Source organism: Amycolatopsis sp. w19 (assembly GCF_051373225.1).
In the GTDB taxonomy this organism is placed as follows: Bacteria; Actinomycetota; Actinomycetes; order Mycobacteriales; family Pseudonocardiaceae; genus Amycolatopsis; species Amycolatopsis japonica.
In genome coordinates this window covers 1-23,463 of sequence record NZ_JBPQFM010000038.1, presented here as the reverse complement: position 1 = coordinate 23,463, position 23,463 = coordinate 1, and the positions used below count along the sequence as shown (strand labels likewise).

Genomic DNA, 23,463 nt, shown 5'->3' with positions numbered 1-23,463 from the left:
AGATCACAATGATTGTTAGGGCTGCCTAACTTACCGTGGTAGGAGTGAGCCGTTCTCTTCGTGTAGCCATCGTGGGTGCCGGTCCGGCCGGCATCTACGCCGCCGACATCCTCGACAAGTCCGACGCCGACGTGACGATCGACCTGTTCGAGCGCATGCCGGCGCCGTTCGGGCTGATCCGGTACGGCGTCGCGCCCGACCACCCCCGGATCAAGGGCATCGTCACCGCCCTGCACAAGGTGCTCGACAAGCCGAACATCCGGCTGTTGGGCAACGTCGACTACGGGACCGACCTCAAGCTCGACGATCTGCGTCAGTTCTACGACGCCGTGATCTTCTCGACCGGCGCCATGGCCGACCGCGCGCTCGACATCCCCGGGATCGACCTCGACGGCAGCTACGGCGCCGCCGACTTCGTCTCCTGGTACGACGGGCACCCGGACGTACCGCGCACCTGGCCGCTGAACGCGACCTCGGTCGCGGTCCTCGGCGTCGGCAACGTGGCGCTCGACGTGGCGCGGATCCTCGCGAAGACCGCCGACGAGCTGCTCAGCACCGACATCCCGGACAACGTCTACCAGGGCCTGAAGGCCAGCCCGGTCACCGACGTGCACGTGTTCGGCCGCCGCGGCCCGGCTCAGGCGAAGTTCACACCGCTGGAGCTGCGCGAGCTGGACCACTCGCCGAACGTCGAGGTCATCGTCAACCCCGAGGACATCGAGTTCGACGAGGGCAGCATCGCCGCGCTGCGGGCGTCGAAGCAGATCGACATGGTCGTGAAGACGCTGCAGGAGTGGGCGATCCGCGACCAGGGCGACCGGCCGAAGCGGCTGCACCTGCACTTCCTGCACTCGCCGTGCGAGATCGTCGGCGAAGACGGCAAGGTGACCGGCCTACGGACCGAGCGCACCGAACTGACCGGCGACGGCAACGTGCGCGGCACCGGCGAGTTCCACGACTGGGACGTCCAGGCCGTCTACCGCGCGGTGGGCTACCTGTCGTCGCATCTGCCGGAGATCCCGTTCGACCACACCACCGGGACCGTGCCGAACACGGCGGGCCGGGTGCTGGACATCGACGAGGAGCAGGTGCCGGGCGTCTACGTGACCGGCTGGATCAAGCGCGGGCCGGTCGGCCTCATCGGCCACACCAAGGGCGACGCGGCCGAAACCATCGCGAGCCTGCTGGCCGACGCCGACAACCTCACGGCCCCGGCCGTCGAGGACCCCGACGCGATCCTCGGCTTCCTGACCGAACGCGGCGTTCCCTTCACCACCTGGGAAGGCTGGGGCAAGCTCGACGCCCACGAGAAGTCGCTGGGTGTCCCGCACGGCCGGGAGCGCGTCAAGGTCGTGGAACGCGACGAAATGACCCGCATCTCGCGAGGCTGAGCCAACTGCGCGTGAAGGCCCCCTTCCCTCGGCTGAGCCGAGGGAAGGGGGCCTTCACGCGGAGCCGAGGTAAGCGAGGACCGCGAGAACGCGGCGGTTCGTGTCATCCGAGGCGACGATGCCGAGTTTCGCGAAGATGTTCGCGGTGTGCTTCCCCACGGCCCCTTCGCTGAAGTGCAGCCGTCCGGCGATGGCGGCGTTGGAACAGCCTTCGGCCATCAAGCCGAGCACCTCGCGTTCGCGCGGGGTCAGCGCCGCGAGGGGGTCGGATGCGTTGCCCGCCACCAGTTTCGCGATCACTTCGGGGTCCATCGCGGTGCCGCCGCCGGCCACCCGGCGCACCGCGTCGATGAACTGGTCCGCGTTGAAGACCCTGTCCTTCAACAGGTATCCGATCGCACCGGCCCCGTCGGCCAGGAGTTCCCGCGCGTAGAGCTGCTCGACATGTTGCGACAGAACGAGAATCGGCAGTCCGGGGATGTCGCGCCGTACGGCAAGTGAGACCTGAAGTCCTTCGTCGGTGAGCGTCGGCGGCATCCGGACGTCGACAACCGAAACGTCGGGCCGGTGCGTACGCAGCGCCCGCTCCAGTTCCGGACCGGTGCCCACCGCCTCGACGACGTCGAAACCGTGCGCGGTCAGCAAATGCGTCAAGCCGTCTCGGAGGAGGTACTGGTCCTCGGCGACGACGCATCGGGGTCGAGCTGGCACGGGATCTCCATGATCGCCTTCGTCGGCCCGCCGAGCGGGCTGGTCAGAGCAAAAGTACCGTCGAAGGCGCCCAGTCTGCGTTCGATCCCGCGAATCCCGCTTCCCCGGGCCGCGTTCGCGCCGCCCTTGCCGTCGTCGGTCACGTCGATCCGCAGCAGACCGTCGTCGTAACCCAGTTCGATCGACACCCGCCGCGCCTCGCCGTGCTTCGCGGCGTTGCCCAGCAACTCGCTGACCGCGAAGTACGCGCACGCCTCCGCGGGCTGCTCCAGCCGGGGCAGGGTGCCGTTCACCGAAGCCCGCAGCGGACTGTCGAGCGCCATCGCGCGCACCGCGTCACCGAGACCACGCTCGGACAACACCGGCGGGTGAATCCCCCGCACCAGCAACCGCAACTCGGTCAGCGTCTCGGACGACGTCTGCCGCAGTTCGGCGGCCAGCCGTTTCGCCGCGGCCGGGTCGCTGTCGATCAGCGCTTCGACCGCGCCCAGCTTCATGCCCATCGCGACCAGCCGCGACTGGACGCCGTCGTGCAGGTCCCGCTCGATGCGCCGCAGCTCGGCGGCCTGCGCGACCGACGCGTCCGTCCGTGTCTGCTTCAACCGCTCGACACGCTGTCCCAGCCGCGAAGCCTCTGTCGGACCGAGAAGCAGCTTCGCGAAACGTGCTCCCAGACGGGCGAGCCAGGGTGTCAGGACCAGCCCGGCGGCGGAGGCCGCCAGGGCCACCGGGGTCAGCGCGAGCGCTTGCCCGAACGGACGCCAGATCCAGAGCGCCGCCACACCCCAGAGACCGCCGAACACCAGCGCCGCCGTCGGCACCACCATCAGCAGGAGCACCACGGAGTTGACCACCGCGGCCGCCAGGTCGCGCCAGGTCGCGCGGTCGGATATCGCCCAGCGCAAACGCGCGAGCCGCGCCGGCCACCATGGCGTGTCGTACAGCTGCCGTCCGTACCGGTACATCCCGTCCGCCCGCGGCACGGGGAACGGCGGCTCCGGCAGATACGGCCGGTCGATCCGCACGCCGGTCCAGTTCTTGGCCTCGCGGCGCAGGGTGTCGGTCACCGAACGACCGGCGACGACCATCGCCGGGAACAGCGGCGCCGGCCAGATCAGGACGAGCAGCGTCGGGATCGCCATACCCAGCTGCGCGACGGAAAGCGCGAACAGCCCCAACTGGAAACCGAGCGCTTTCAGCCTCGTCTTGATCCAGCCGTCGCCGGTGCGAGCCGGACGAGGCCCGAGCCACCAGCGCGTCCACGTCCCGTACAGCCGGAGGGCACGCGGCCCGGCCAGCAGGACCGCGGGCACCAGCACCAGACCGGCCAGCGGATTCCACAGCTGCCAGCCGAGATCGCGTCCGGTCGCCGGATCGTCGGAGATCCACTCGAACCGTTTGGTCCATTTGATGAACCATGACCGCTTGAACAGGCTGTTCCCGTCGCGGTACCAGCCGTCGCGCTCACGTTCCGGTTCGGGCGGCGCCGGCCGATAGGGCGACCCGACCTCGACACCGCACCAGCGTCCGGCCAGCCGCCGGGTGAGCGCGGCACGCGGACGCGTCCCTTCGAGCGCGAGTGTGTAGGCGAAGACCAGGCCGACGCAGAGCAGGCAGAAACCCACCAGTTCGAGCAGCAGGTCCAGCCAGCTCACCAGCGCCAAGCCCGCGAGCACGAAGCCCCGGCGCACAGAGGTGAGATAGGTGCGGATCATGCGACGAAGTCTTCCCCACCGCCCCGTCCCGGCACAGTGACCGCAGGCCCCCGATCGGGGTGGGTCCAGCCCCACCCCAGCTGTGGGTTCAGCGCCATTCTGGCCAAGTCCGTTGCGCCATAACGTTTTTCGCATGCCACTCATCGAAGTCACCAACCTCCGCAAGACGTACGGGGAGCACGTCGCGGTCGACGACGTTTCGTTCCACGTGGAACAAGGCGAGATCTTCGGGATCCTCGGGACCAACGGCGCAGGCAAGACCACCACGGTCGAATGCCTCCAGGGACTGCGCACGCCGGACTCCGGCACCATGTCGATCCTCGGCCTCGACCCCGGCAAGGACCACAACGCGCTGCGGCAGCGCCTCGGCTCGCAGCTTCAGGAGAGCCACCTGCCGGACAAGATCAAGGTCCACGAGGCGCTCGACCTCTACGCGTCCTTCTACGCGAACCCCGCCGACACCGGCGGCCTGCTCGCGAAACTGGGTCTCACCGAGCAGCGGGACAAGTACTTCGGCAAGCTTTCCGGCGGCCAGAAGCAGCGCGTCTCGATCGCGCTCGCGCTGGTCGGGCGCCCCGAGGTCGCCGTCCTCGACGAGTTGACCACCGGACTGGACCCGCACGCCCGCCGCGACACCTGGAAGCTCGTCGAGACCGTGCGCGACTCCGGCGTCACCGTCCTCCTCGTCACGCACTTCATGGACGAGGCCGAACGCCTCTGCGACCGCCTGGCGATCTTCGACGCCGGCCGCGTGGTCGCCACCGGCACCCCCGGCGAACTCCGTGACCGCGCCGGTAAATCCACTTTGGACGAAGCCTTCGTGACCCTGACCGGCCGCGACCGATCGCAGGAGAAGAAATGAACACGCTCGCCAAGATCACCCTCATCGAAACGAAACTCGCCCTCCGCACGCCCGGCTTCGTCATCGGCGGGCTCGTGCTGCCGACGGCCATCACGGCCATCCTCGGCGCCATCCCCGCCATTCGCGCGGACAGCGGGACGACGACGGGTATGCGCTTCCTCGACGCCTGGGTGCCGTCGATGATCGTGCTCACCATGGCCATGATGGGCCTGCAGGCGATCCCCGGGATCATCGCGTCCTACCGCGAACAGGGCATTCTCCGTCGCTTCGCCACCACCCCGGTACACCCGGCTCAGCTGCTGGTGGCGCAGCTGATCATCAACGTCACCGTGACGATCGGAGGGGTCGGTTTCCTCCTCGTGACGGCAAGCGTCGTCTTCGACGTCCCCAGCCCGCGTCACCCGCTCGGCTTCCTGCTGACGTTCGTCCTCGGCACGACCGCGATCTTCGGCCTCGGCCTGATCGCCGCGGCGGTCGCCAAGACCAGCCGCGCCGCGGGCGGGATCGCGATGATCGCCTACATCCCGGTCATGTTCCTCGGCGGCGTCTGGCTGCCGCGTCCGTTGCTTCCGGAGGCCGTCCGCGACATCGGCGCGTACATCCCGCCGGGCGTCAAAGCCCTCGAAGACGCCTGGACCGGTACCGGTGCCCAGCCGCTGCAACTCGCCGTTCTGGCGGCTTTCGCGGTGGGCAGTTGTGTCGTGGCGGCGAAGCTCTTTCGCTGGGAGTGACGGCGGCTTCCGCCAAAGTGGTGATGATGATCGTTTTCTCTTGTGGCTCGGGCCGAGGGTGAGTAGTCAGGTAGATGGCCCACGTTCACCGTGTCTCTCTCGGAGGTTCGATGTCTCTGGATGTATCGCCCGCGCTGCTGGAGAAGGCCGAGCGCGGGGAGGTCTCCGACGCCGAATTCGTCGCCTGTGTCCGGGAGTCCCTGCCCTACGCCTGGACCGTGATCACCGGTGTCATCGCGGAGGCCGAGGGCGCGGCCGACGGGTTCGCCGACAACGAGACGCCGCCGCCGAGCGAGGCCGAACGCGGTCAGCTGCTGCGTGCGCTGGCCTCGGACGCCATCCGCGGCGGCCTGGAACGACACTTCGGTGTGAAGCTGGCGTTCCAGAACTGCCACCGCGTCGCCGTGTTCAAGAAGTCCCAAGTGGACAGTGACCGCTACCGCGCGTTCGTCTCCGTCCGCGGTCAGCTGCTGAACCAGAGCCCGGAACTGCGCGACTGCTAACCCCTGCGTAGCACGGGAAGGACCTCTTCCCCGATCCGCGCGATGTTCTCGAGTGTTCCCTCCGGCGTACCGGACGCTTCCACCATCATGATCACGTGGGAGACCCCGGTACGCCGGATGCTCGTTCCCAGCCTGTCGACGCAGTACTCCACTCCGCCGATCGGGTGCATCTCGCACAGTTTGTCGGTGTAGGCCACCGGATCCTTGTCCAGGCCCCGTTTGCCGTCGAGGTACACGTGTCCGGCGAAGCCCTCTTTCAGAGAACCCGGCAACGCGGACCGCACGACGTCCAGCGCGTCGTCCCCGACCTGGCACATCACCGTCGACACGTGCTCGGCGGCGGAATCCCCGTACGCGGCAAGGGTTTCGAGCTTGCCGTCGTCGTCGGTGTGCAGCCCGAGCAGCATCGGCAGCCCACGATCGGCGGCGAGCCGCACCGCCCGCGAACGGGCGTCCCCGCAGGCCACGACCAGCCGCGGGTCGCGTTCCGGCCGCGGCACCATCGGCACCTCGCGGAACTTGAAGTGATCGCTGTCGGCCGAGACCGTGTTCGACGTCATCGCCGCGAGCATCAGGTCGAGGCTCTCCTCGAACCCCGTTTCGTAGCGCGAAGCGCCGGTGCCGAACACCTCGAGGTCCTGCCACGGCCCGCCGCGGCCGACGCCGATCCGCAGCCGTCCGCCGGAAACGGCGTCGAGCAGCGACCACTGTTCGGCGAGCGCCACCGGATGCGCGACGGACAGCACGCTCACCGCGGTGCCGACGGTGATCCGCTCGGTGCGGCCGAGCACGTGCGCGGCGAGGGTGATCGCGGACGGACAGACGCCGTACGGCATGAAGTGGTGCTCGGCGAACCACACGTCGTCGAACCCGGCCCGCTCCGCGGCGATGGCGGCGTCGACCGACCGGCGCAGCACATCGGCGTCCTCCTGGCCGGGAAACCGGCCGGAGACGAGGAAGACGCCGAACCGCGCGGCTACTGGACGCTCACTTCGTTGAACCAGAGGCGCGGTTCCAGCCACGGGAAGACGACGAACATCAGCAGCGCCACGATCCCGAGCGCCAGCACGACCGCCGTCGCCAGTTTCACCGCGAAGGGGCCCGGCAGCTTGCGCCAGATCCAGCCGTACATCAGCGCGCCTCCGAGATCTTGGGCAGGAGTTCGGCGTAGGAGCCGACCTGGTTCTTCGGCACCTGCTGGGCCAGCACCGCGTGGATGATGAGCCGTTCCTTCGCCGAGAACTGCGGGTGACACGTCGTCAGCGTGAGCAGCGAGACCTGCTCGGCCTTCGGGAGGATCTCCGGATCCTTGTACGGCACCGGGTTCACCGTGTCGCCCTTGGTCGGGAACACGATACGGCGGCCGTTGGTCTCGCCGTAGGGCCCGCCGTCGGCGGCGTTCGGGTTGCGCAGCGTCCCGACGTTCTTGCACTTCGGCTGCGCGCCCTTGCCCTCCGCCCAGCCTTCGACCTCGTCCTTGTACGGCAGCACCTTGTAGATGTAGAAGTCGGTCTGCGTCTCGATGACGATCTGGTCGCAGGAGCTGAGGTTGTCCAGGTCGTTGAACGGCGCGCCCTTGCCGACGCGGTGGCCGGCGACGGCGAAGTTGCCCGGTTCGCCCGGCAGCGCGGTGCCCTTGTAGTGACCGGGGCCGACTTCGAGCGCGGCCTCGGTGGTGCCTTCCTGGATCGTGAAGTTGAAGTCGGCGCCGAACACCGGGATATGGATCCTGGCGAACGCCTTCCCGTCGACCAGTTCCGGATGCAGCTGCCGATCCTTGCCCCACTCGCCGTCCAGCTCGGAACTGGCCTCGGACTGTTTGCCCGCGGAGAACAGGTCGGTCACGTAGACCTCGTAGACCATGAACAGCAGCACCACCAGGCCGGCGGTGATGAGGAGCTCGCCGACGGTCCGGATGGCGACGCCGCCCTTGCCCAGCTCGCGCGGCGGCGGACGTTCCTCGGTCGCGGTGCCACCGCCGACCGGTTCGAAGATGACGGTCTCCTCGGTCGACCCCGGCGGCGGCATGGGACGACGGCGCGGCGGGGGCGCTTCGCTCCGGCGGCGCGGCGGAGGACCTTCGTATGCCCTGCCGTCCTGAGGCCTCCGACGCGGTGTCGGCGCTTCTCCCTGGCCGCGACGCGGCGGGATTGAGTCCTCCGGCCTACGCCGGGGGGCCGGACGGCCTCCGCCGGGTGGTCGTTCGGAGTACCGCCGACGGTCCCCGCCCGGCTCTTCCCGCTCAGCCACGCAAAGCTCCTCAGTCTCGAACCAAGCCACTGCCGAACCGTCTGTGACACCATTGTCACAGTGCGGGAAATCGACCGGTCCCGGACGGTGCCCAGCGGCGCTCGTTTACGTTAACGTGTGCACGTGGCGCTGGTTGCGCACCCGAAAGCGGGTCATCGCCACCAGGGAAGCCGAACAGTACGCGAGGAACACGATGCCGAAGTCCAAGGTCCGCAAGAAGACGGCGTACACCCCGCCGACCGATCGCCGCACGCCGGTGAAGGTCAAGGCCGCGGGCCCGTCGAACCTGTTCTACAAGATCGTGATGTTCGGCCTCATGCTGGTCGGCCTGCTGTGGCTGGTCGTCAACTACATCGCGGGCGACAAGATCCCCTTCATGGCGGATCTGGGCAACACGAACTTCGCCATCGGTTTCGTGCTGATGATCGCCGGGTTGCTCATGACGATGCGGTGGCGGTGAGCATTACCCCGGATGGCGGCTTGACGCCGAATTACACCGGTGTGACTCATCCCCAGTGTGGATAACCCCTGTGGATAACTACCCCACCTCGTGGGCGCCGCAGCGGAACGTTGTGGTAGTGGCCTGGGTGCTCACCCTGTTGCTGCTGGCAGGCGTGCTGTGGCTGGCCATCGGCGGCGACGTCGGCGGCACCGTCCTGACCGGGGTCGCGATGCTGTCCGTCGGCGCGCTCGCGTTGCACGGCACCCTGCTCCGTCCCCGGCTGGCGGCAGGCCCCGGCGGACTCCTGGCCAGGACCGTGGGCGGTGCGCACCGCTACTCCTGGACCGAAGCCCGGCTCCGGCTTCGCACCACGCGACGGCTCGGCCGGGACAGCCTGACCCTGGAGGTCGAATCCGGCGACCACCTGCTGGTGTTCGGCCGGATCGACCTCGGTGAGGACCCCCGCGACGTACTGGACGTCCTCACCTCCCTCAAGGGTCAGGCGTTGTCGTAGTAGTGGACGACGCAGTTCCGCAGCGAACCGCTGAACTTCGCTTTGACGTGCCAGGGCCGCTGGTCTTCCACCACCGCCGGGATCGCCGAAGCAGATTTTCAACGCCGAATCGACGTAGGCGACACGGAGCGTGATGGTGCTGCCCGAGCCTAGGAAATAGCGTTTGGTTTAGGTCTGGCAGGTCTCGGCGGCTTGCCCGGCCTGCGCGACCGCGGGTGCCAAATCCGGGTTTTCGGATGACCCACTCGGAGGAAGTGCGGCTACTCCGGGTAGCAGGCGTAGGAGGGCACACCCCGGCTGGTCGCGAGCTCACACGTCGCGGAAATCGTCTGCGAGTCCTTCCAGACGACGAGCCCGATCATCGCCACCACGACGATCGCGATCCCACCGAGCTGCCATTTCAGCCGGTTCTTGTCCGGCGCGTACAACAGCGCGAAGGTGGCCAGGAGGCCCGCGACGAACCCGCCGGCGTGCCCGAGGATCGAGATGCCGGGCACCTGGAAGGTGATGAAGACGTTCAGGCCCAGGATCACCAGCAGCCACGTCGGGTTGAGCCGCAGCTTGATGACGATGACCGTGTACGCGCCGATGAGCCCGAAGATGGCGCCGGACGCGCCGACCACGGGGACGGCGTCCAGGTCGCTGAAGACCAGGTTCGCGGCCGAGCCGCCGAGCAGGGAGACGAAGTAGAGCACCGTGAACGGGACGCGGCCGAGCGCCGTCTCCAGCGGGCGCCCCACGAACCACAGTGAGAACGCGTTGCTCGCGATGTGCAGCAGGCCGTACTGGAGGAAGCCCGAAGTGAGGATCCGCCACCATTCGTCGCCGGCCAGCGTCGCGGGATTCCACAGCTGGCCGTACTGGAACAGCTCGGAGAAGTTGTTGTTCGCGATGCTGCCGGACTGGACGACCGTGATGAGGAAGACGATGACGTTCAGCGCCAGGAGGACCGGCGTCACGACAGCCGTCCGGGCGGGCTGGGCGCCCGCGAGGGTGCGCGAGCCGTAGCCGGCGTCGCGGTACTGCTTCTGCTGGGCGCGATCCTGCTGACGACCGGCCTGGACGCAGTCCGTGCACTGGAAGCCCACGGCGGCTTCGCGCAGGCAATCCGGGCAGGCCGGACGCTCGCAGCGTGCACAGCTCAGCCCGGTCGGCCGGTTCGGGTGCCACCAGCAGCCGGGCATGGCGGCCTGCTGGTACTGGGGATTCGGTGGTTGGCTCACGATGCCACCAACCTACCGAAATCCCCGGTAACAGGCTCTGCGATCAGCGGCTGATGCTGACCTTCTCGATGACGATGTCCTGCAGCGGACGGTCGGCCGGACCGGTCGCCGTGCGGCCGATCGCGTCGACGACGTCGCGGGAAGCCTGGTCCGCGACCTCGCCGAAGATGGTGTGCTTGAAGTTCAGGTGCGTCGTCGGCGCGACGGTGATGAAGAACTGCGACCCGTTGGTGCCGGGTCCGGCGTTGGCCATGGCCAGCAGGTACGGCTTGGAGAACTGGAGCTCCGGGTGGAACTCGTCGCCGAACTTGTAGCCGGGGCCGCCGCGGCCGGTGCCGGTCGGGTCGCCGCCCTGCAGCATGAAGCCGTCGATGACGCGGTGGAAGATCGACCCGTCGTAGAACGGGCCCGAGTTCGTTCCCTGCGCGTTGGGCTGGGTGTACTCCTTGCTGCCCTCGGCGAGCCCGACGAAGTTCGCGACCGTCTTCGGCGCGTGGTCGGGGAACAGGTTCAGGTTGATGTCACCCTGGTTGGTGTGCAGAGTGGCCTTCAGCGCGCCACCAATGAGGGATCCCTTGCTTTCAGTCACGAGCTTCATCGTGCCATCTGCGGCAAGATCTGGGGAAAAGGGGCACGATAGGTTACAAGCAACGAAGCAGAATCAAAACGATTGATGAGGTGAAGGCCATGACCCGGGCCGCAGATTCGGTGAGCGAGTCGGCGAAGGCCGGCGCGCTCGGCCTGCGCAAACGTGCTGTCGAGGCGGGTAAGGAAGCCACCGCCCACGCCGTCGAGGTAGCCGAGCAGAAGCTCTCCGAGAGCGCCGGTGAGATCGCTAAGACCAGCCGTCGCGCGCGCAAGAAGCTCGCGAAGAAGACGGAACTGACCCGCAAGGAGCTCAAGCGGAGCTCGAAGGCGGCTCGTAAGGAGGCGCTGGCCAGGCTTTCCGAGATGCGGAAGCCGGGCCGCAAGGCACGCAAGGCCGCCATCCAGGCCGCGAAGTCCGCCGGTGAGTCCAAGCGCCGGGGCAAGAAGGACTTCAAGGCGGCGAAGAAGGACTTCAAGGCCGCACTCGTCGAGGCGAAGACCGCTGCCAAGGGGACGCGCAAGCGTCGTCGCTGGCCGTGGGTGATCGGTATCGCCGTCGTCGGCGCCGGTGCCGCCTACGCCCTGCGTTCCAAGCAGGAGCCGCCGGTCGCGCCCGCGCCGCCGAAGGCTCCGCCCGCTCCTCCCGCCAAGCCCGCCGCTCCGGCCGCGGCCGCTCCGAAACCGGCACAGCCGGCGAAGCCCGCCGCTCCGGCGAAGCCCGCCGCTTCCGGTCCGGCTCCGGCCAAGCCCGCGGCTCCGAAGAACGGGCACCAGGCTTCGAACGCGGGCTCCGCCGACAAGAAGAACTGACGCCTCACCCTTTTCTGCTTGTCGCGAAGGGCCGCCCAGGACCGCTTCTCCGGTCCCGGGCGGCCCTTTCACGTCTTGGCGACGGGGACGGTGCGAGTGAGCGTGTGCCCCCGGCGCATCCGGCCGTCGGGGGTGAACTCGCCGAAGAAGTACACCTCGATCGTGAGGTCCCTCTTGCGGTTCGTCACGTACAAGGTGCTCCGGGCGGCGATCCGGTCCCCGCCCGCCACCGCTTCGTGCACCTCCCATCGCGCGGTGGGCCGGTTCTTGCGGACCGGGCGGGCGTGCGCGATGAGGTTGTCCCGGTCCATCCGGTGGCCGTCGGCGATCTGCACGATGTCCGGCGTGTGATAGCGGTCGACGATCACTCCCGCGTCCTCGTCGCTGTTCACCAGGTCGTCGTGGAACGACAGGTGGAAATCCGCGATGAACTTCTTCGGGTCCGTGCCGTGGAAAGGCGCCATGGTCGCTCCCAGCCTCGCGAAACATCTCTTACAGGCTGTAAGATATCCACGACCCATCAATTCTGACAAGGTGTAAGAGATGTCTCGACCCTCGGCGCGGAACCGGCGCTCCGACGCACAGCGCAGCAGGGCTTCGATCCTGGACGCGGCGCTCCGGACCCTCGGCGCCGATCCCGACGCCGGCGTCGAAGCCATCGCCACCACCGCGGGCGTGACCCGCCAGACGGTCTACGCCCATTTCCCTTCACGAGGGGAACTGCTGGCCGCGGTACTCGACCGCATCACCGAGGAGGCCGTCGCCGCGATGGACGCCGCGGCCCTCGACGACGGCCCGGCCGCCGAGGCGCTGGTGCGGCTGATCGAAGCCGGCCGCCGCACGTCCGGGCGGTACCCGGCCCTGCTCCGGAAGATCACTTCCCTGCCCGCGAGCCCGGACGACGATCAGCGGCGCCACTCACCGGTCGCCGAGCGGCTCGAACGCGTCATCCGGCGGGGCAAGGAGACGGGCGAGTTCGACGATCGGCTGCCGACGGGCTGGCTGGTGGCGGTCACCGTGAAACTCGGCCACGCCTCCGGCGAGGAGGTCGACTCCGGCCGGATGTCCGCCGACGAGGCGGCGGACGCCTTGCACACGAGTCTGCTCCGGGTATTCGGCGCGACATCGTAAACGCGATGAAGGGGCGCCCTCCACTCCCAACAGGATGTTGAAAGCGGACCGGGCGCCCCTTCGGCGCGCTTTACGTCAGCGCGATCAGACAGACGCAGCGTGCTTGTCGATCAGCTGGCCGAGGCGGGGCAGGGCCTCCTCGACGTTCTTCTTACCGTTCGGGCGCAGCTTCGAGTACACCTTCTTGATGCTGTCGCGGCTGCTCTTCTCGGCGCGCGAGTCGGTGACCGACAGGAGCGCGTCCGAGGCCTCGTCGCTACGGCCGACCAGGTAGGCGCCGAAGTCGTTGCCGCCCTTGGCCTTGTAGTCACCGTAGAACGGCTCGAGCGCACCGGTGAAGTCGTCGAGCAGGGTGTCGACGGCGGCGGGGATGATGCCCGGCTTGATCTTCTTGACGGCGGCGAAGCCGGTCTTCACGACGGCACCCGAAACGCCGCCCTTGTCCGAGACCTCGGCGTCGACGAGGCCTTCGAAGTCGCTCACGACCGCCGGGCGACGGCTGGAGTCGAGCAAGATTTCCTTGAGGGTGTCAGCCACGAAACCTGTCCTTTTGTCTTATGGGGAGAAATGATCTTTTGTGCCGCCGAGCCACACCGCAAGGCGGCCTCCGCCGGATCTGGCGCCCGCGCTGGTCCCGCGAAACCTCGCGCGTGCGGCACAGGGTAGTACAAGATCAACTTCACTCTGACGTGTGGATACCACTACCTAGAGCTTCAGCTCACCGATAGCCTCCTTCGCCACCGTACGTGCCTTGATGCTCTGCTTCTGGTTGGTGGTCACGACTACCGCGTTCCCGCCCTTCGCGACGGCGTAAACGGCGCCTTCGCCGGAGGGTTGGTAGCCGCCCTTCCAGCCCGCCGGTTCGTCGGCGGGGTTGGAGGTGTCGATGGGCGCCGCCTGATCCACCAGCGCCTTCGCCACGGCGGGTTCCCCGACGTACACGCGCACGGTGAGCTGCAGTTTCCCGCTGAGCGCGTAGAAGAAACACGTCGGATGCGGCTGGTCGGCCGAGGTCTTGACCTTGGAGACCTTCTGCCCGTTGGCGTCCGAGACGAACTCGTTGCCGAGGTACGGGCACGGGCCCTTGCCGGTGGGTTCCGGGGCGGGCGGGATGCTGGGCGCCGGGGTGTTCGACGGCGCGGGCGAACTCGCCGCGGGCGGCGGCTGTTCCGTCGGCCCGCAGGCCGCCAGCAGCGGCACGACGAGCGGCAAGATCAGAAGACGTCGCATAGTGGCGTCCAGTGAAGCAGATCGCCGTTCGTGCGACGATGGCCGTGCGCGAGGAGTCTTCGGGAGGCGTCAGTGCTCAGCAAGGAGCAGTACCTGGGTGCGGTGGCAGAGCGCATCCAGCGCAGCGGGGGCAGGCTGAACACGGTCCAGATCGGCCCGAGCGCCGCCGTCGTGGGCCTGTTCACCGAGTCCGTGATGATGTCGACGATGAACTACTGCGTGGTCGCCGCGGCGATCCCGGAGGTGACCGCGCCCGCGTTGTACGACTTCACCGGGCTGGCGACGCAGCACGCGCGCGCGAACGTGATGGGCACGGTCGGCTGGACGGCCGCTTCGGTGGTCATCGCCGGGCTGATCGGCGACCGGGTGTACCCGGACGCCGCGCAGGCCGCGTCGGCGAAATCCGGCAACCAGTTCGGCGGCGAGACCCGCATGGTGGCCGTCGACGTTTCGGCGGCGCAGATGTACGCGTTCGTCGGCGGGAAGCTGTGGGGCGCCGCGGTACAGGGTTCGGTCAACGCGAAGCTGACGTTCTGTTTCCCGCAGCCCGCCGAGGTCTATCAGCAGGTGCAGTGGGCGCAGTCGCAGGGCCAGCAGCCGCCGATGCCACCAGGGCCGCCCATGCCTCCACCAGGACAGCAGCCGCCACCCGGCTGGCAGCCCCAGCAGCCGCCACCGCCGCAGTACCCGGTCGGGCCGCCGCCCGCGCAGGGTCCGCCGCCGGGCCAGCATCCGCCGCACTATCCACCGCCCGCGCCCGGTTACCCGCCGCAGCGCCCGCCGGGGTACTGATGGATCGCACGTTGCGCGGCTGGCCTTCGTTCCCCGAAGAACTCCCGGAGTTCGACACCGAGGCCACACCCGCGACCCCGCGCGAGCTTTTCCTGGAATGGCTCAATGAGGCGGGGGAACACGTCCTGGCGCCGCACGCCGTCACTCTGTCCACAGTGGACGCCGACAGGATGCCGGACGCGCGCGTCGTGATCCTCAAGGACGTCGACGGCGACACCTGGGCGGTCGCGACGAGCTCCGAAAGCCCGAAAGGGGTTCAGCTGGCGAAGAATCCGTTCGCCGCGCTGACCTTCTTCTGGCCGGGACGCGGCCGTCAGGTCCGTCTGCGCGGCCCGGTCGCCGTCGCCGATCCCGAGGTGTCCGCGGCCGACTTCACCGCCCGGCCGCCGGCTTCCCGGGTGGAGGCGTTCATCGGCAGGCAGTCCCAGGTGCTCGACGACCCGGCCGATCTCGACCGTGCGGCCGCGGAAGCGGAGCGGTGGGTCGAGGAGAATCCTGGCGTGGCACCGGAAACCTGGACCCGCTATCTGGTGACGCCGTCCGAAGTGGAGTTCTGGCAGGCGAGTCACGACCGGCGGCACCGGCGGCTCCGCTACCGGCGCGCGGACGGGACCTGGCACAAAGAACGCCTCTGGCCGTAAACGGTAACTGGGAACGACGATCGTCGGGTTGTCGTGGACGATTCACTTCGGCGACGGTGAACCCACCTTGTCCCCAGATCGTTCGGAGGCGAAATGTCCACACGCCGTCGCATCGGGGGCGCCTTGGCCGCCACAGGGCTCGCCCTGCTGGCCGTCACGACGCCCGTCGCGAGCGCCCAGACCGGCGACCCGGCGAGAGGGCTGTATTCGGTGGAGGGCGCGTCCACCCCCGACAAACGCACCGAGGTCGCCCGCACCGGCGTCGACGTCGCGGGCTCGCGCGGTGGCGCGCTGACCGTCGTCGCCACTCCGGGACAGGCCGCCGCCCTGCGTGCGAACGGCTTCGGACTGAAGTCGCTCGGCGACTTCGACAGCATGCTGAAACAGCGCAGCGGTCGGGCGGGCACCGCGGCCGTCGCGGGCGACTTCCCGCCGGGCGACGAGGCGTACCACACCTACGCCGAAACGACCGCGGAGCTGCAGAAGGCCGCGAAGGACCACAGCGACATCGCGACGCTGTCGAGTGTCGGCAAGTCCTACGAAGGCCGTGAGCTGAACCTGCTGAAGATCAGCGACAACGCGGGCACGGACGAGAACGAGCCCGAGGTCCTGTTCACCTGCAACCAGCACGCGCGCGAGCACCTCACCACCGAGATGTGCCTGCGGATCGTGCAGCGGTTCACCAGCGGGTACGCGAGCGACCCGGCCATCAAGAAGATGGTCGACGAGCACGAGATCTACGTGATCCCGAACGTCAACCCGGACGGCTCCGAGTACGACATCACCGGCGGCGAGTACCAGGGCTGGCGCAAGACGCGGAAGCCCGTTCCGGGCAGCAGCGCGGTCGGCACCGACCCGAACCGCAACTGGGACTACAAGTGGAACTGCTGCGGCGGGTCGAGCAACAGCCCGTCCGCCGAGGACTACCACGGTCCGTCGGCGTTCTCCGAGTCCGAGACCAAGGCGGTCGCGGCGTTCATCGACTCCCGCGTGGTCGGTGGGGCGCAGCAGATCAAGACGCACATCGACTTCCACACCTTCTCGGAACTGGTGCTCTGGCCTTACGGCTACACGAAGGCCGAGACCGACACGGGCTTGAACGAGGAGGAAGCGAAGCGCTTCGCCGACGTCGGCAAGCAGATGGCGGGCACCAACGGTTACACGCCCGAGCAGTCCAGCGATCTGTACGTCACCGATGGCGACATCAACGACTGGGCGTGGGGCAAGCACAAGATCCTCAGCTACACCTTCGAGATGTACCCGAAGGACGGTGGGATCGACGGCTTCTACCCGCCCGCTTCGGTGATCCCGGAGCAGACCGCCCGCAACGACAAGGCCGTCGACATCCTCATCAACGAGGCGAAGGCCTGAGATCGGCCACTCGCGACGCCCGGCTCTTCGGCGAATCCAAGCTGAAGCTCCGGGCGTCGCCGAGTTGGTCACGGACGAATTCTTCGGTCCTCGCGATCGTCTCGCGCAACGCGGCGTCCTCTTCGCCGAAGAACTTGTGGACGATCTTCCCGGCTTCGGTGTCGAACTCCCACAAGCCGGCGATGCGGCCCCTGTCGACGATCACGTGACTCGGCGGATCCGCCTGTCCGCCCAGCGTCTCCCCCGGCCGTCCGCCGGGCACCGGGCGTTCGACGTCGGCGTCCGCGAGCAGCCGCGACATCTCACGGTGCAGAAGATGGATGCCGTCGATCCCCGCGAGCAGCGCGTACGACGGCTCCGACGGCACGGTGAACGCGGCGAACTCGTCCGCGAGTTCCTTGGGCATCACCAGATCGGTGCCGTCGAGCGGCACGAGTTCCAGCTGTTCCGCGATCTTCTTCGCGCTCGCCGCGGTGAAACCGGAGAACCAGCGGAAATGCCTGAGCGACGCCGGAGCCGCCCACGAGAAGTACCGCCGGGCTAGTTCGGTCCGCGCGGTGTCCATATCGGACAGTCCGCCGCGCGGGGACGGCGTCCACCGGACATAGCCGTAGCGCTGCTGATCCAGCCGCCCGTTGACCGGTACCCGGCGGATGTCGCCGCGCGCCTGGAGCAGGCCGAGCGCGAGCGGCAACGTCGTGGTGGTGCCGCGTTTGCGGCCCGCCTCCCCCAGATCGCGCACCGCGGCTCCGGCGGCGTCCTTGATCGCGGCCGGACCGAGCGGTTCGTCCGACGCGTCGAGCAGATCGGCGACGGTGACGCACAGCTGCTCGATCTCGGCCTGCGTGACGCCGAGGTACTTCTCCGCGGCCACGAGTTCACCCGCCGGTGCCGCGGCCCCGACGGTCAGGCCGAGTTCGAAATCCGCCGACGGCAGGACGTAAGTGCAGCCGCGCGCCGAAGGCAGCTCGTGGATGGCCAGCCGGGCGACGTCCGCGTCCACCGTCTCGCGATCCAGACGGGCTCTGGCGAACAGCCCGAGATAGGGCGCCGAACCGCCGACCGAGCGCATCCAGCCGGTCCGTTCGAGTACCTCGGCCGCCGATGACCCGGGCAGCGATCCGTCGAGACCCTGCCGATGTGCCCACCACGCGCGCAGCTTGTCGGTCGCCATGAGTTCCACGGTATGGGCACTTGGTGACAACTCGCAGCCTGGCACGATGGACGGATGCTGGTCGAGCTGGCAATCGGCGACGCGTACGGGGGCTCCTTCGAGCACGCGTACCCGAGCTTCGTCGCGGAACACAACAACCTGACCGGTTACGTGCCGCATCACGGGCTGCCCGGCGCCCCGGCCGGTCGCTACACCGACGACACGCAGATGACGATCGCGGTCGCCGAGGTGCTCGTCTCCGGGCTTCGATGGACGCCGCTGCTGCTCGCCGAGCAGTTCGTGCGGGCGTATCACCGCGATCCGCACGACGGCTACGCACCGAGTTTCCATCAGCTGCTCAGCGAGGTCCGCGACGGCGAAGAGCTGCTGCGACGGCTCCGGCCGCAGAGCGACAAGAGCGGCGCCGCCATGCGCGCGGGGCCGATCGGCGTCCTGCCGACCGTCGACGACGTGCTCTATCACGCGAAACTGCAGGCCAGGATCACGCACGACACCCCGGCCGGGATCGCCGCGGCGCAGGCGGCCGCGCTGGCCGTGCACTATTGCCACCATCGGGTGGGACCGCTTTCCGAAATCGCGAGGTGGATCGAAGGGATCCTCCCCGAGGATGTGGGGCACGGCGGCTGGGCGCTGCCGTGGTCGGGCAAGGTCGGGCCGCAAGGCTGGATGAGCGTGCGCGCGGCGCTGACCGTGTTGACCGGCGGCGGAGGACTCGCCCGGATGCTGCACTCCGCCGTCGCGCTCACCGGCGACGTCGACACCGTCGCGACGATCGCGCTGGCCGCCGCTTCACGTTCGCCCGAGGTGGCACAGGATCTGCCGCCGGTGCTGTGGCGCGACCTGGAGAACGGCGAGTTCGGTCGCGACCATCTGGCGAAACTCGACGAGCGGCTGCTGCGCATCTGACGGACAGACTCGAGAGTTAGGGTGACCTAACCTAGACTGATCGCATGGATTCCTTGACGCCGGTTCGCGAAGCCGCCGATCATTTCGGGCTGGCGATCTCGACCCTGCACTACTGGGAGCGCCGCGGGCTCATCACCGCCTTCCGCCGCTCGGGACAGCGGTATTACGACGACGACCAGCTGTACCGCATCGCGCTGATCAAGCACTGGCGGCGGATCGGCGGGCTGGGTCTGGCCAGGATCACCGAGTTGCTCGCCGAACAACACCGCTGGCGGGACGTGGTGACGGGACGGCTCGCCGAGATCGAACGGGAGCGCGCGCGGCTCGACACCGCGCACGACTACCTGGTCGAACTGCTCACCTGCCGCCGTGACGGGAACCTTGAGGACTGCCCCTGGTTCCGCGACCGGGTCGATCTGCCTGCGCACGCGGCGGCGAGCTGAGCCCTGGCATCGTCACCGCCGCGACCACCGCGGCGGCCGCGAGGCAGGCGGCGGAGGCGAGGAACGCGGCGGTGTAACCGTGCACCAGCGCCTCGCCCTTCGGCAGGCCGGACGGCGAACTCGCGGTCACGGCCGCCGCGAGCGCGGTCAACGCGGCGAGCCCGAGCGCGCCGCTGGTCTGCCGGACCGTGTTCAGCAGACCGGCGGCCAGGCCGTTCTGGCGTTCCGGGACGCCGCTCGTGGCGGCCACGGTGATCGGGGTGAAGGCCGCCGCCGTCCCGAAGCCGAAGACCATTCCGGGCACCAGCACGGAAACGACGTAGGAAGCGTGCGCGCCGGCCAAGGCCGCGATCGCGGCGAAACCCACCGCGCCGAGCGCGCAGTACAACGCCGCCGCACGCCGTGGCCCGATCCGCACCGACAACCCGCCCGCCGTCCGCGCGCCGGCGAACATCGCCACCCCCATCGGCAGGTAGGCCAATCCCGCCCGCATCGGCGAGTATCCGTGGACATCCTGCAGGTACAACGAAAGCAGGATCGGGCTGGCGAGGAAACCCAGTCCCAGCAAGAAGATCACCACGTTCCCGCTGCTGACCGAACGCAGCCGGAAGATCCCGAGCGCGACCAGCGGTTCGTCCGCCCACCTGTGCTGGTGCACCAGGAAAACGGCGAGCAGGACGAGCCCGCCGGACAGCGGGAGCAGCACGGACCCGCTTCCCCAGCCGTCGGACGACGAACGCATCACCGCGTAGACCACACCGACGAGTCCCGTCGCCGACAACACCGCGCCGAGCACGTCCAGCCTGCCGCGAGGACGGCTTCGATCCCGAAGCGGCAACACCGTTCCTGCGACGACAACGGCCACCACTCCGATCGGGACACTGACGAAGAACACCCAGCGCCAGCCCGCCCACTGCGTCAGCAAGCCGCCGATCACCGGCCCCGCCGCGGCTCCGGCCGCGCCCACCGCGCTCCAGGTGCCCAAGGCCCGCGCACGACGGGCGGGTTCGGTGAACGTCGTCGTCAGCAGGGACAACGTGACCGGCATCAGCAGCGCGCCGCCGAACCCTTGCACCGTGCGGGCGACGAGCAGGGTTTCCGGGGAACCGGCGAGCCCGGCGGCGAGCCGCGCGACGGTGAACAGGCTCATCCCGAGCACGAAGATCCGCCGGACCCCGAATTCGTCGCACAACCGTCCGCCCAGCAACAGGAACCCGGCGAACGCGAGCGTGTACGCGTTCACCACCCACGTCAGCGTGCCTGCCGAGAAGCCGAGGCCGAACCGGATCGAGGGCAGGGCGACGGAAACGATCGTCGCGTCGAGGATGACCACGAAGGATCCTGCGCAGGCCAACGCGAGCACGGCGCCTTCACGTTTCATACCGGCAGCGTGCACGCTGAAGCACGCTTGAGGGCAAGCCCGCGCTACCAGGAAGGCCGGTACCGCAGGCCTTGCTCGTAGTACTGGTCGTCGGATTCGGGCTGCTCGTCCGGTGCGAGCCCGGCCGGTTCCTCCGACCGGTCCTTGAGCACCACGTTCTCGGCGCTCGCGGGCGGACGGCGCGAAACCGGGACCGGCGGCGTGACGGTCTCCTGGAACGAAGGAGTGAACCCGAGCCGCCAGCGGAGCCTGTCCGTGATGTACCCGGCGTTGCCGATCGGCGCCATCAGCTCCGCGCTGCGTTTCGCGGATCCTTGCTGCGCTTCCTGATAGGTCCGCATCACGGTGTCCGCGATCTCGGCGGGCGACATCCGCGATGCGGCTTCGCCCACCCTGAGCCGCGTCATCACGCCGTCGGTGTTGACCGAAACGGAAACGGCACCGTCCGGCGAGGACGCGTCGACCGAAAGGGCGGCCAATGCCTCGAGCATCGCTTGCCGGTCGGCTGGCGGCTTCTTGGCCGCCGGTTCGTCAGCCACGATCCTCCATCAGTCGGTCGGCAGCGGGGAAAGTTCCATCGGCGGTTCCTGGAACTTGCCGTCGTTCGAGATGTCGACGTTCTTGTCCCGGACCCGCTTTTCCGTTCCCTTGTCGGTGTTTTCGGTTTCGAAGTTGCCGGGATCGAAGGTCTCGCCGGGGCTGACGTCCGGCGGTTCGGGGATGATCGGCAGGTTGTTGATCTCGGTGTTGATCTTCGAGATCAGGGATTCCGACGCGCGGAACATGGCTTCACGGATGTTGACCACACCGTCGTGGAAGCTGTTGTAGATCATTTCGGGGCTGTCCCCGACGATCGCGGCGTTCTCGGAGACCAGGGTCGAGAGCCCGGCACCGGCCGCCGCACCGGCGACCTGCACACCGTTCGCCGTGGTGAAGAACGTCGCCGCGGTGAGTCCTGCCGGTGGCGCGGCCGCCACGAGCAGAGCGGTGACAGCGGCGGCGAAGGTCGCGGCCAACGCCTTCACCAAGGCGGATTCGTCCTGCCGTTCCTTGTCGTCCCGGTATTTTTCCGCCGCGGTCAGAAAGGAGGCGGCGAGAGTGCTCAGATCGGCCCGTGCGGTCGCGATGGCGTCCCGCGCGGCCACGATGTCGGCTTCCAGCACGGTGAGTTTGGTACCCACGCGGGAATAGGTGTTCACGAGACCCTGGATGTAGCTCTTGGCGGTCTCGGCGCCTTCACCGCGCCACTTGAGAAGCAGGACCAACGACCGGTCGAGCGGCGCTTTCGTGTCCTGGAAAGCGTTCCAGAGGCCTTCGTAGGCCTCGATCATGGGCTGCAGGCTGTTCTCGCCGACGAGCTGCGCGTCGGAGAATTCGAGGAAGAAGTCGCGGATCTGTTCCTTGCGCCCACCGCTGAAATCCGCGTCGCTGCCGAACATCCACGGCTGGAAAAGGAGGTCGACGGCCGTGAAGGCCTTCTCGGCGCCCGCTTGGAGGTCGTGGGTGATTCCTTCGAGGAGTTTGCTGTTGTCGCCGAAGCCGGAGTTGGTCTCCGCGTCCAAAGCGTTGAAATACCCGTCCACGCCGCTACCCCTGGTTCCCGTACGCCGCGCGGTTCACTCGCTGCTTGTTGTCCTCGTCCACGGCTTCGTAAAGTTCGGCGACCCTCGCCAGCGCCTGTGAGGCGTCCTGCGTGCTGCGGAGCAGCTTCCCGAGCATCTTCTCGACGGCCTGGCGGTGTTCCTCGTACGCCGCCGAAACCCCGCGCATGCCCAGCGTCTTCCCGAACGCGGTGTCCGGCGCGAAAAGGCCGGGCATGAAGCCACCCGTGACCGGGTCGGGAGCCGGCACGTCCTGCCCCCGCACACCGGCGTGTGCGGTGCTGACGATGTCCGCGGCATTCTGCAGTTCCTTGCTCGACAACCTGAGATCGTCGAGGTCGGTTTCGAAACTGACCATGTTCACCTCGCTGTCCGGATTCCACCCCCATGTAAGCAGCGTTGACTTGGCTGGGCGCGCGACTTTGTCATCCGCGTACGGTGACGAACGTCACCACTCAGACGCAGACCCAGCAGTAGAGGTGATCACCCCGGGTCTTGGCGTCGCGGGCGAGTTCCGCGAGGCCGGTCAGCACGTCGGCCAAGTCGGCGGGGTCGGCCTCGCCGCCGAACTCCTCGGTGCGGGACCAGGGTTCGGCCACTTCCCGCAGGCGAGCCTCGTCGGCGTCGGACAGCGCGGCGGACAGCTCTTCGGTCAGCGCGACGACCAGCAGCGCACCGTCATCGGCCATGGCGACAGGTTCGATGGAGCGCCCGATGACGGTGTCGTAGCCGACCCCGGTCAGCAAGGACTCCAGCGTGCCCAGCTGCACGAACGGGTCCACACCCTTGAGCTGGACGGTCGGCAAGGACGCCTCGGACGGCCCTCCGACGAGGTCGATCGTGGCGGCCGCGGCGTCGTTGTCCGGCGCGGCGAAGTAGTCGAAGAGAACACCCATGCGCGCATTCTGGTGGAAACGAGAAGGCCACCCGCGGTACGGGTGCCCTTCTCGGTTTCAGAGTGGAGCTGAGGGGAATCGAACCCCTGACCCCTGCCTTGCAAAGGCAGTGCTCTACCAATTGAGCTACAGCCCCGGATCGCAGGCGATCATGATA

29 protein-coding genes and 1 tRNA gene are annotated in these 23,463 nt (G+C 68.3%); 13 read left to right on the top strand and 17 right to left on the bottom strand.

Annotated elements, in window-relative coordinates:
- Nucleotides 1-71: 71 nt before the first annotated feature.
- Nucleotides 72-1,391, top strand: a complete 1,320-nt coding sequence (locus tag ACSMFO_RS38485) for an FAD-dependent oxidoreductase (protein ID WP_360094466.1) — start codon at nucleotides 72-74, stop codon at nucleotides 1,389-1,391.
- A 54-nt stretch (nucleotides 1,392-1,445) separates the two neighbouring features.
- On the opposite strand, the gene ACSMFO_RS38480 is transcribed toward ACSMFO_RS38485, so the two are convergent.
- Entirely contained in the window at nucleotides 1,446-2,102 is a 657-nt protein-coding gene (locus ACSMFO_RS38480; protein ID WP_360094418.1) for a response regulator transcription factor, read from the bottom strand.
- Complete coding sequence (locus ACSMFO_RS38475; protein ID WP_436462340.1) at nucleotides 2,042-3,817, bottom strand: sensor domain-containing protein; 1,776 nt, start codon at nucleotides 3,815-3,817, stop codon at nucleotides 2,042-2,044. The genes ACSMFO_RS38480 and ACSMFO_RS38475 overlap by 61 nt, the downstream gene beginning before the upstream one ends.
- Before the next feature lie 133 nt (nucleotides 3,818-3,950).
- On the opposite strand from ACSMFO_RS38475, the gene ACSMFO_RS38470 reads away from it, so the two are divergent.
- The 3 genes from ACSMFO_RS38470 to ACSMFO_RS38460 all read left to right on the top strand — a co-directional run bounded on the left by ACSMFO_RS38470 (nucleotide 3,951) and on the right by ACSMFO_RS38460 (nucleotide 5,913).
- Nucleotides 3,951-4,679 (top strand): ABC transporter ATP-binding protein, encoded by a 729-nt coding sequence (locus ACSMFO_RS38470; protein WP_436462339.1) that lies wholly within the window; start codon nucleotides 3,951-3,953, stop codon nucleotides 4,677-4,679.
- The gene (locus ACSMFO_RS38465) at nucleotides 4,676-5,410 is read left to right on the top strand and encodes an ABC transporter permease (RefSeq protein WP_436462338.1); all 735 of its coding nucleotides are present in this window, start codon (nucleotides 4,676-4,678) and stop codon (nucleotides 5,408-5,410) included. Before ACSMFO_RS38470 ends, ACSMFO_RS38465 begins: the two co-directional genes overlap by 4 nt.
- Before the next feature lie 110 nt (nucleotides 5,411-5,520).
- Complete coding sequence (locus ACSMFO_RS38460) at nucleotides 5,521-5,913, top strand: SCO5389 family protein (RefSeq protein WP_005161845.1); 393 nt, start codon at nucleotides 5,521-5,523, stop codon at nucleotides 5,911-5,913.
- On the opposite strand, the gene ACSMFO_RS38455 is transcribed toward ACSMFO_RS38460, so the two are convergent.
- From ACSMFO_RS38455 to ACSMFO_RS38445, 3 genes are read right to left on the bottom strand one after another with little or no spacing between them, the layout of a single operon-like run.
- Complete coding sequence (locus tag ACSMFO_RS38455; protein WP_436462345.1) at nucleotides 5,910-6,917, bottom strand: LLM class flavin-dependent oxidoreductase; 1,008 nt, start codon at nucleotides 6,915-6,917, stop codon at nucleotides 5,910-5,912. The genes ACSMFO_RS38460 and ACSMFO_RS38455 overlap by 4 nt on opposite strands.
- Nucleotides 6,890-7,045: a hypothetical protein gene (locus ACSMFO_RS38450; protein ID WP_005161850.1), complete on the bottom strand. Its 156-nt coding sequence runs from the start codon at nucleotides 7,043-7,045 to the stop codon at nucleotides 6,890-6,892. Before ACSMFO_RS38450 ends, ACSMFO_RS38455 begins: the two co-directional genes overlap by 28 nt.
- The gene (locus tag ACSMFO_RS38445; protein ID WP_143202463.1) at nucleotides 7,045-7,941 is read right to left on the bottom strand and encodes a class E sortase; all 897 of its coding nucleotides are present in this window, start codon (nucleotides 7,939-7,941) and stop codon (nucleotides 7,045-7,047) included. Before ACSMFO_RS38445 ends, ACSMFO_RS38450 begins: the two co-directional genes overlap by 1 nt.
- 415 nt (nucleotides 7,942-8,356) lie before the next feature.
- Between ACSMFO_RS38445 and crgA the strand changes: the two genes are divergently transcribed.
- Together crgA and ACSMFO_RS38435 are read left to right on the top strand one after the other, a co-directional pair.
- Nucleotides 8,357-8,623, top strand: coding sequence for a cell division protein CrgA (gene crgA, locus ACSMFO_RS38440; RefSeq protein ID WP_037308756.1), 267 nt, complete (start codon nucleotides 8,357-8,359; stop codon nucleotides 8,621-8,623).
- A gap of 118 nt (nucleotides 8,624-8,741) precedes the next feature.
- Nucleotides 8,742-9,119 carry a PH domain-containing protein gene (locus ACSMFO_RS38435; RefSeq protein ID WP_436462337.1) on the top strand — a complete coding sequence of 126 codons (378 nt, stop codon included), beginning with the start codon at nucleotides 8,742-8,744 and terminating at the stop codon, nucleotides 9,117-9,119.
- A 260-nt stretch (nucleotides 9,120-9,379) separates the two neighbouring features.
- Here the strand turns inward: ACSMFO_RS38435 and ACSMFO_RS38430 are convergent, their stop codons facing one another.
- Together ACSMFO_RS38430 and ACSMFO_RS38425 are read right to left on the bottom strand one after the other, a co-directional pair.
- Entirely contained in the window at nucleotides 9,380-10,342 is a 963-nt protein-coding gene (locus tag ACSMFO_RS38430; RefSeq protein ID WP_084097980.1) for a rhomboid family intramembrane serine protease, read from the bottom strand.
- A 43-nt stretch (nucleotides 10,343-10,385) separates the two neighbouring features.
- Nucleotides 10,386-10,940, bottom strand: a complete 555-nt coding sequence (locus ACSMFO_RS38425; RefSeq protein ID WP_037333946.1) for a peptidylprolyl isomerase — start codon at nucleotides 10,938-10,940, stop codon at nucleotides 10,386-10,388.
- An 89-nt stretch (nucleotides 10,941-11,029) separates the two neighbouring features.
- Between ACSMFO_RS38425 and ACSMFO_RS38420 the strand changes: the two genes are divergently transcribed.
- Nucleotides 11,030-11,740: a hypothetical protein gene (locus ACSMFO_RS38420; protein ID WP_038522080.1), complete on the top strand. Its 711-nt coding sequence runs from the start codon at nucleotides 11,030-11,032 to the stop codon at nucleotides 11,738-11,740.
- 68 nt (nucleotides 11,741-11,808) lie between these two features.
- Here the strand turns inward: ACSMFO_RS38420 and ACSMFO_RS38415 are convergent, their stop codons facing one another.
- On the bottom strand, nucleotides 11,809-12,204 hold the full coding sequence (locus tag ACSMFO_RS38415; protein WP_436462336.1) for a nuclear transport factor 2 family protein: 396 nt from the start codon (nucleotides 12,202-12,204) through the stop codon (nucleotides 11,809-11,811).
- Between the two features lie 79 nt (nucleotides 12,205-12,283).
- Here ACSMFO_RS38415 and ACSMFO_RS38410 point away from each other — a divergent pair, with 79 nt between their 5' ends.
- Nucleotides 12,284-12,871, top strand: a complete 588-nt coding sequence (locus ACSMFO_RS38410) for a TetR/AcrR family transcriptional regulator (RefSeq protein ID WP_436462335.1) — start codon at nucleotides 12,284-12,286, stop codon at nucleotides 12,869-12,871.
- A gap of 84 nt (nucleotides 12,872-12,955) precedes the next feature.
- Here the strand turns inward: ACSMFO_RS38410 and ACSMFO_RS38405 are convergent, their stop codons facing one another.
- Nucleotides 12,956-13,408, bottom strand: coding sequence for a DUF6918 family protein (locus tag ACSMFO_RS38405; RefSeq protein WP_038507053.1), 453 nt, complete (start codon nucleotides 13,406-13,408; stop codon nucleotides 12,956-12,958).
- A gap of 168 nt (nucleotides 13,409-13,576) precedes the next feature.
- Complete coding sequence (locus tag ACSMFO_RS38400; protein WP_037333956.1) at nucleotides 13,577-14,101, bottom strand: DUF2020 domain-containing protein; 525 nt, start codon at nucleotides 14,099-14,101, stop codon at nucleotides 13,577-13,579.
- Nucleotides 14,102-14,173: 72 nt separating this feature from the next.
- Here ACSMFO_RS38400 and ACSMFO_RS38395 point away from each other — a divergent pair, with 72 nt between their 5' ends.
- The 3 genes from ACSMFO_RS38395 to ACSMFO_RS38385 all read left to right on the top strand — a co-directional run bounded on the left by ACSMFO_RS38395 (nucleotide 14,174) and on the right by ACSMFO_RS38385 (nucleotide 16,905).
- Nucleotides 14,174-14,893, top strand: a complete 720-nt coding sequence (locus ACSMFO_RS38395; RefSeq protein ID WP_034321947.1) for a hypothetical protein — start codon at nucleotides 14,174-14,176, stop codon at nucleotides 14,891-14,893.
- The gene (locus ACSMFO_RS38390) at nucleotides 14,893-15,534 is read left to right on the top strand and encodes a pyridoxine/pyridoxamine 5'-phosphate oxidase (protein WP_038507048.1); all 642 of its coding nucleotides are present in this window, start codon (nucleotides 14,893-14,895) and stop codon (nucleotides 15,532-15,534) included. Before ACSMFO_RS38395 ends, ACSMFO_RS38390 begins: the two co-directional genes overlap by 1 nt.
- A gap of 93 nt (nucleotides 15,535-15,627) precedes the next feature.
- Entirely contained in the window at nucleotides 15,628-16,905 is a 1,278-nt protein-coding gene (locus ACSMFO_RS38385) for a M14 family metallopeptidase (RefSeq protein ID WP_360094451.1), read from the top strand.
- Here ACSMFO_RS38385 and ACSMFO_RS38380 read toward each other — a convergent pair.
- Nucleotides 16,886-18,079 (bottom strand): DNA glycosylase AlkZ-like family protein, encoded by a 1,194-nt coding sequence (locus tag ACSMFO_RS38380; protein ID WP_436462334.1) that lies wholly within the window; start codon nucleotides 18,077-18,079, stop codon nucleotides 16,886-16,888. The two genes, ACSMFO_RS38385 and ACSMFO_RS38380, sit on opposite strands and share 20 nt — an antisense overlap.
- A gap of 54 nt (nucleotides 18,080-18,133) precedes the next feature.
- Here ACSMFO_RS38380 and ACSMFO_RS38375 point away from each other — a divergent pair, with 54 nt between their 5' ends.
- Together ACSMFO_RS38375 and ACSMFO_RS38370 are read left to right on the top strand one after the other, a co-directional pair.
- Nucleotides 18,134-18,985, top strand: coding sequence for an ADP-ribosylglycohydrolase family protein (locus ACSMFO_RS38375; protein ID WP_436462333.1), 852 nt, complete (start codon nucleotides 18,134-18,136; stop codon nucleotides 18,983-18,985).
- Between the two features lie 44 nt (nucleotides 18,986-19,029).
- Nucleotides 19,030-19,428, top strand: coding sequence for a MerR family transcriptional regulator (locus ACSMFO_RS38370; RefSeq protein ID WP_038507041.1), 399 nt, complete (start codon nucleotides 19,030-19,032; stop codon nucleotides 19,426-19,428).
- On the opposite strand, the gene ACSMFO_RS38365 is transcribed toward ACSMFO_RS38370, so the two are convergent.
- The 6 genes from ACSMFO_RS38365 to ACSMFO_RS38340 all read right to left on the bottom strand — a co-directional run bounded on the left by ACSMFO_RS38365 (nucleotide 19,343) and on the right by ACSMFO_RS38340 (nucleotide 23,442).
- A complete protein-coding gene (locus tag ACSMFO_RS38365; protein ID WP_436462332.1) occupies nucleotides 19,343-20,809 on the bottom strand; it encodes a DHA2 family efflux MFS transporter permease subunit in 1,467 nt (488 codons plus the stop codon). The genes ACSMFO_RS38370 and ACSMFO_RS38365 overlap by 86 nt on opposite strands.
- A 44-nt stretch (nucleotides 20,810-20,853) precedes the next feature.
- Entirely contained in the window at nucleotides 20,854-21,348 is a 495-nt protein-coding gene (locus ACSMFO_RS38360) for a YbaB/EbfC family nucleoid-associated protein (protein WP_436462331.1), read from the bottom strand.
- Between the two features lie 9 nt (nucleotides 21,349-21,357).
- Nucleotides 21,358-22,392: a hypothetical protein gene (locus ACSMFO_RS38355; RefSeq protein WP_038507031.1), complete on the bottom strand. Its 1,035-nt coding sequence runs from the start codon at nucleotides 22,390-22,392 to the stop codon at nucleotides 21,358-21,360.
- A 4-nt stretch (nucleotides 22,393-22,396) separates the two neighbouring features.
- Nucleotides 22,397-22,768: a hypothetical protein gene (locus ACSMFO_RS38350; RefSeq protein ID WP_436462330.1), complete on the bottom strand. Its 372-nt coding sequence runs from the start codon at nucleotides 22,766-22,768 to the stop codon at nucleotides 22,397-22,399.
- Nucleotides 22,769-22,865: 97 nt separating this feature from the next.
- The gene (locus tag ACSMFO_RS38345) at nucleotides 22,866-23,306 is read right to left on the bottom strand and encodes a hypothetical protein (protein WP_436462329.1); all 441 of its coding nucleotides are present in this window, start codon (nucleotides 23,304-23,306) and stop codon (nucleotides 22,866-22,868) included.
- Between the two features lie 63 nt (nucleotides 23,307-23,369).
- Nucleotides 23,370-23,442 (bottom strand) — tRNA-Ala (locus tag ACSMFO_RS38340).
- Nucleotides 23,443-23,463: the final 21 nt, after the last annotated feature.

Bases quoted from the DNA above. Each gene is read 5' to 3' on its own strand.
- ACSMFO_RS38375 (WP_436462333.1), top strand. From the start codon at position 18,134: ATGCTGGTCGAGCTGGCAATCGGCGACGCGTACGGGGGCTCCTTCGAG.
- ACSMFO_RS38470 (WP_436462339.1), top strand. From the start codon at position 3,951: ATGCCACTCATCGAAGTCACCAACCTCCGCAAGACGTACGGGGAGCAC.
- ACSMFO_RS38400 (WP_037333956.1), bottom strand. From the start codon at position 14,101: ATGCGACGTCTTCTGATCTTGCCGCTCGTCGTGCCGCTGCTGGCGGCC.
- ACSMFO_RS38390 (WP_038507048.1), top strand. From the start codon at position 14,893: ATGGATCGCACGTTGCGCGGCTGGCCTTCGTTCCCCGAAGAACTCCCG.
- ACSMFO_RS38465 (WP_436462338.1), top strand. From the start codon at position 4,676: ATGAACACGCTCGCCAAGATCACCCTCATCGAAACGAAACTCGCCCTC.
- ACSMFO_RS38365 (WP_436462332.1), bottom strand. From the start codon at position 20,809: ATGAAACGTGAAGGCGCCGTGCTCGCGTTGGCCTGCGCAGGATCCTTC.
- ACSMFO_RS38385 (WP_360094451.1), top strand. From the start codon at position 15,628: ATGTCCACACGCCGTCGCATCGGGGGCGCCTTGGCCGCCACAGGGCTC.
- crgA (WP_037308756.1), top strand. From the start codon at position 8,357: ATGCCGAAGTCCAAGGTCCGCAAGAAGACGGCGTACACCCCGCCGACC.
- ACSMFO_RS38450 (WP_005161850.1), bottom strand. From the start codon at position 7,045: ATGTACGGCTGGATCTGGCGCAAGCTGCCGGGCCCCTTCGCGGTGAAA.
- ACSMFO_RS38370 (WP_038507041.1), top strand. From the start codon at position 19,030: ATGGATTCCTTGACGCCGGTTCGCGAAGCCGCCGATCATTTCGGGCTG.
- ACSMFO_RS38345 (WP_436462329.1), bottom strand. From the start codon at position 23,306: ATGGGTGTTCTCTTCGACTACTTCGCCGCGCCGGACAACGACGCCGCG.
- ACSMFO_RS38475 (WP_436462340.1), bottom strand. From the start codon at position 3,817: ATGATCCGCACCTATCTCACCTCTGTGCGCCGGGGCTTCGTGCTCGCG.
- ACSMFO_RS38410 (WP_436462335.1), top strand. From the start codon at position 12,284: ATGTCTCGACCCTCGGCGCGGAACCGGCGCTCCGACGCACAGCGCAGC.
- ACSMFO_RS38350 (WP_436462330.1), bottom strand. From the start codon at position 22,768: ATGGTCAGTTTCGAAACCGACCTCGACGATCTCAGGTTGTCGAGCAAG.
- ACSMFO_RS38425 (WP_037333946.1), bottom strand. From the start codon at position 10,940: ATGAAGCTCGTGACTGAAAGCAAGGGATCCCTCATTGGTGGCGCGCTG.
- ACSMFO_RS38380 (WP_436462334.1), bottom strand. From the start codon at position 18,079: ATGGCGACCGACAAGCTGCGCGCGTGGTGGGCACATCGGCAGGGTCTC.
- ACSMFO_RS38445 (WP_143202463.1), bottom strand. From the start codon at position 7,941: ATGCCGCCGCCGGGGTCGACCGAGGAGACCGTCATCTTCGAACCGGTC.
- ACSMFO_RS38460 (WP_005161845.1), top strand. From the start codon at position 5,521: ATGTCTCTGGATGTATCGCCCGCGCTGCTGGAGAAGGCCGAGCGCGGG.
- ACSMFO_RS38415 (WP_436462336.1), bottom strand. From the start codon at position 12,204: ATGGCGCCTTTCCACGGCACGGACCCGAAGAAGTTCATCGCGGATTTC.
- ACSMFO_RS38420 (WP_038522080.1), top strand. From the start codon at position 11,030: ATGACCCGGGCCGCAGATTCGGTGAGCGAGTCGGCGAAGGCCGGCGCG.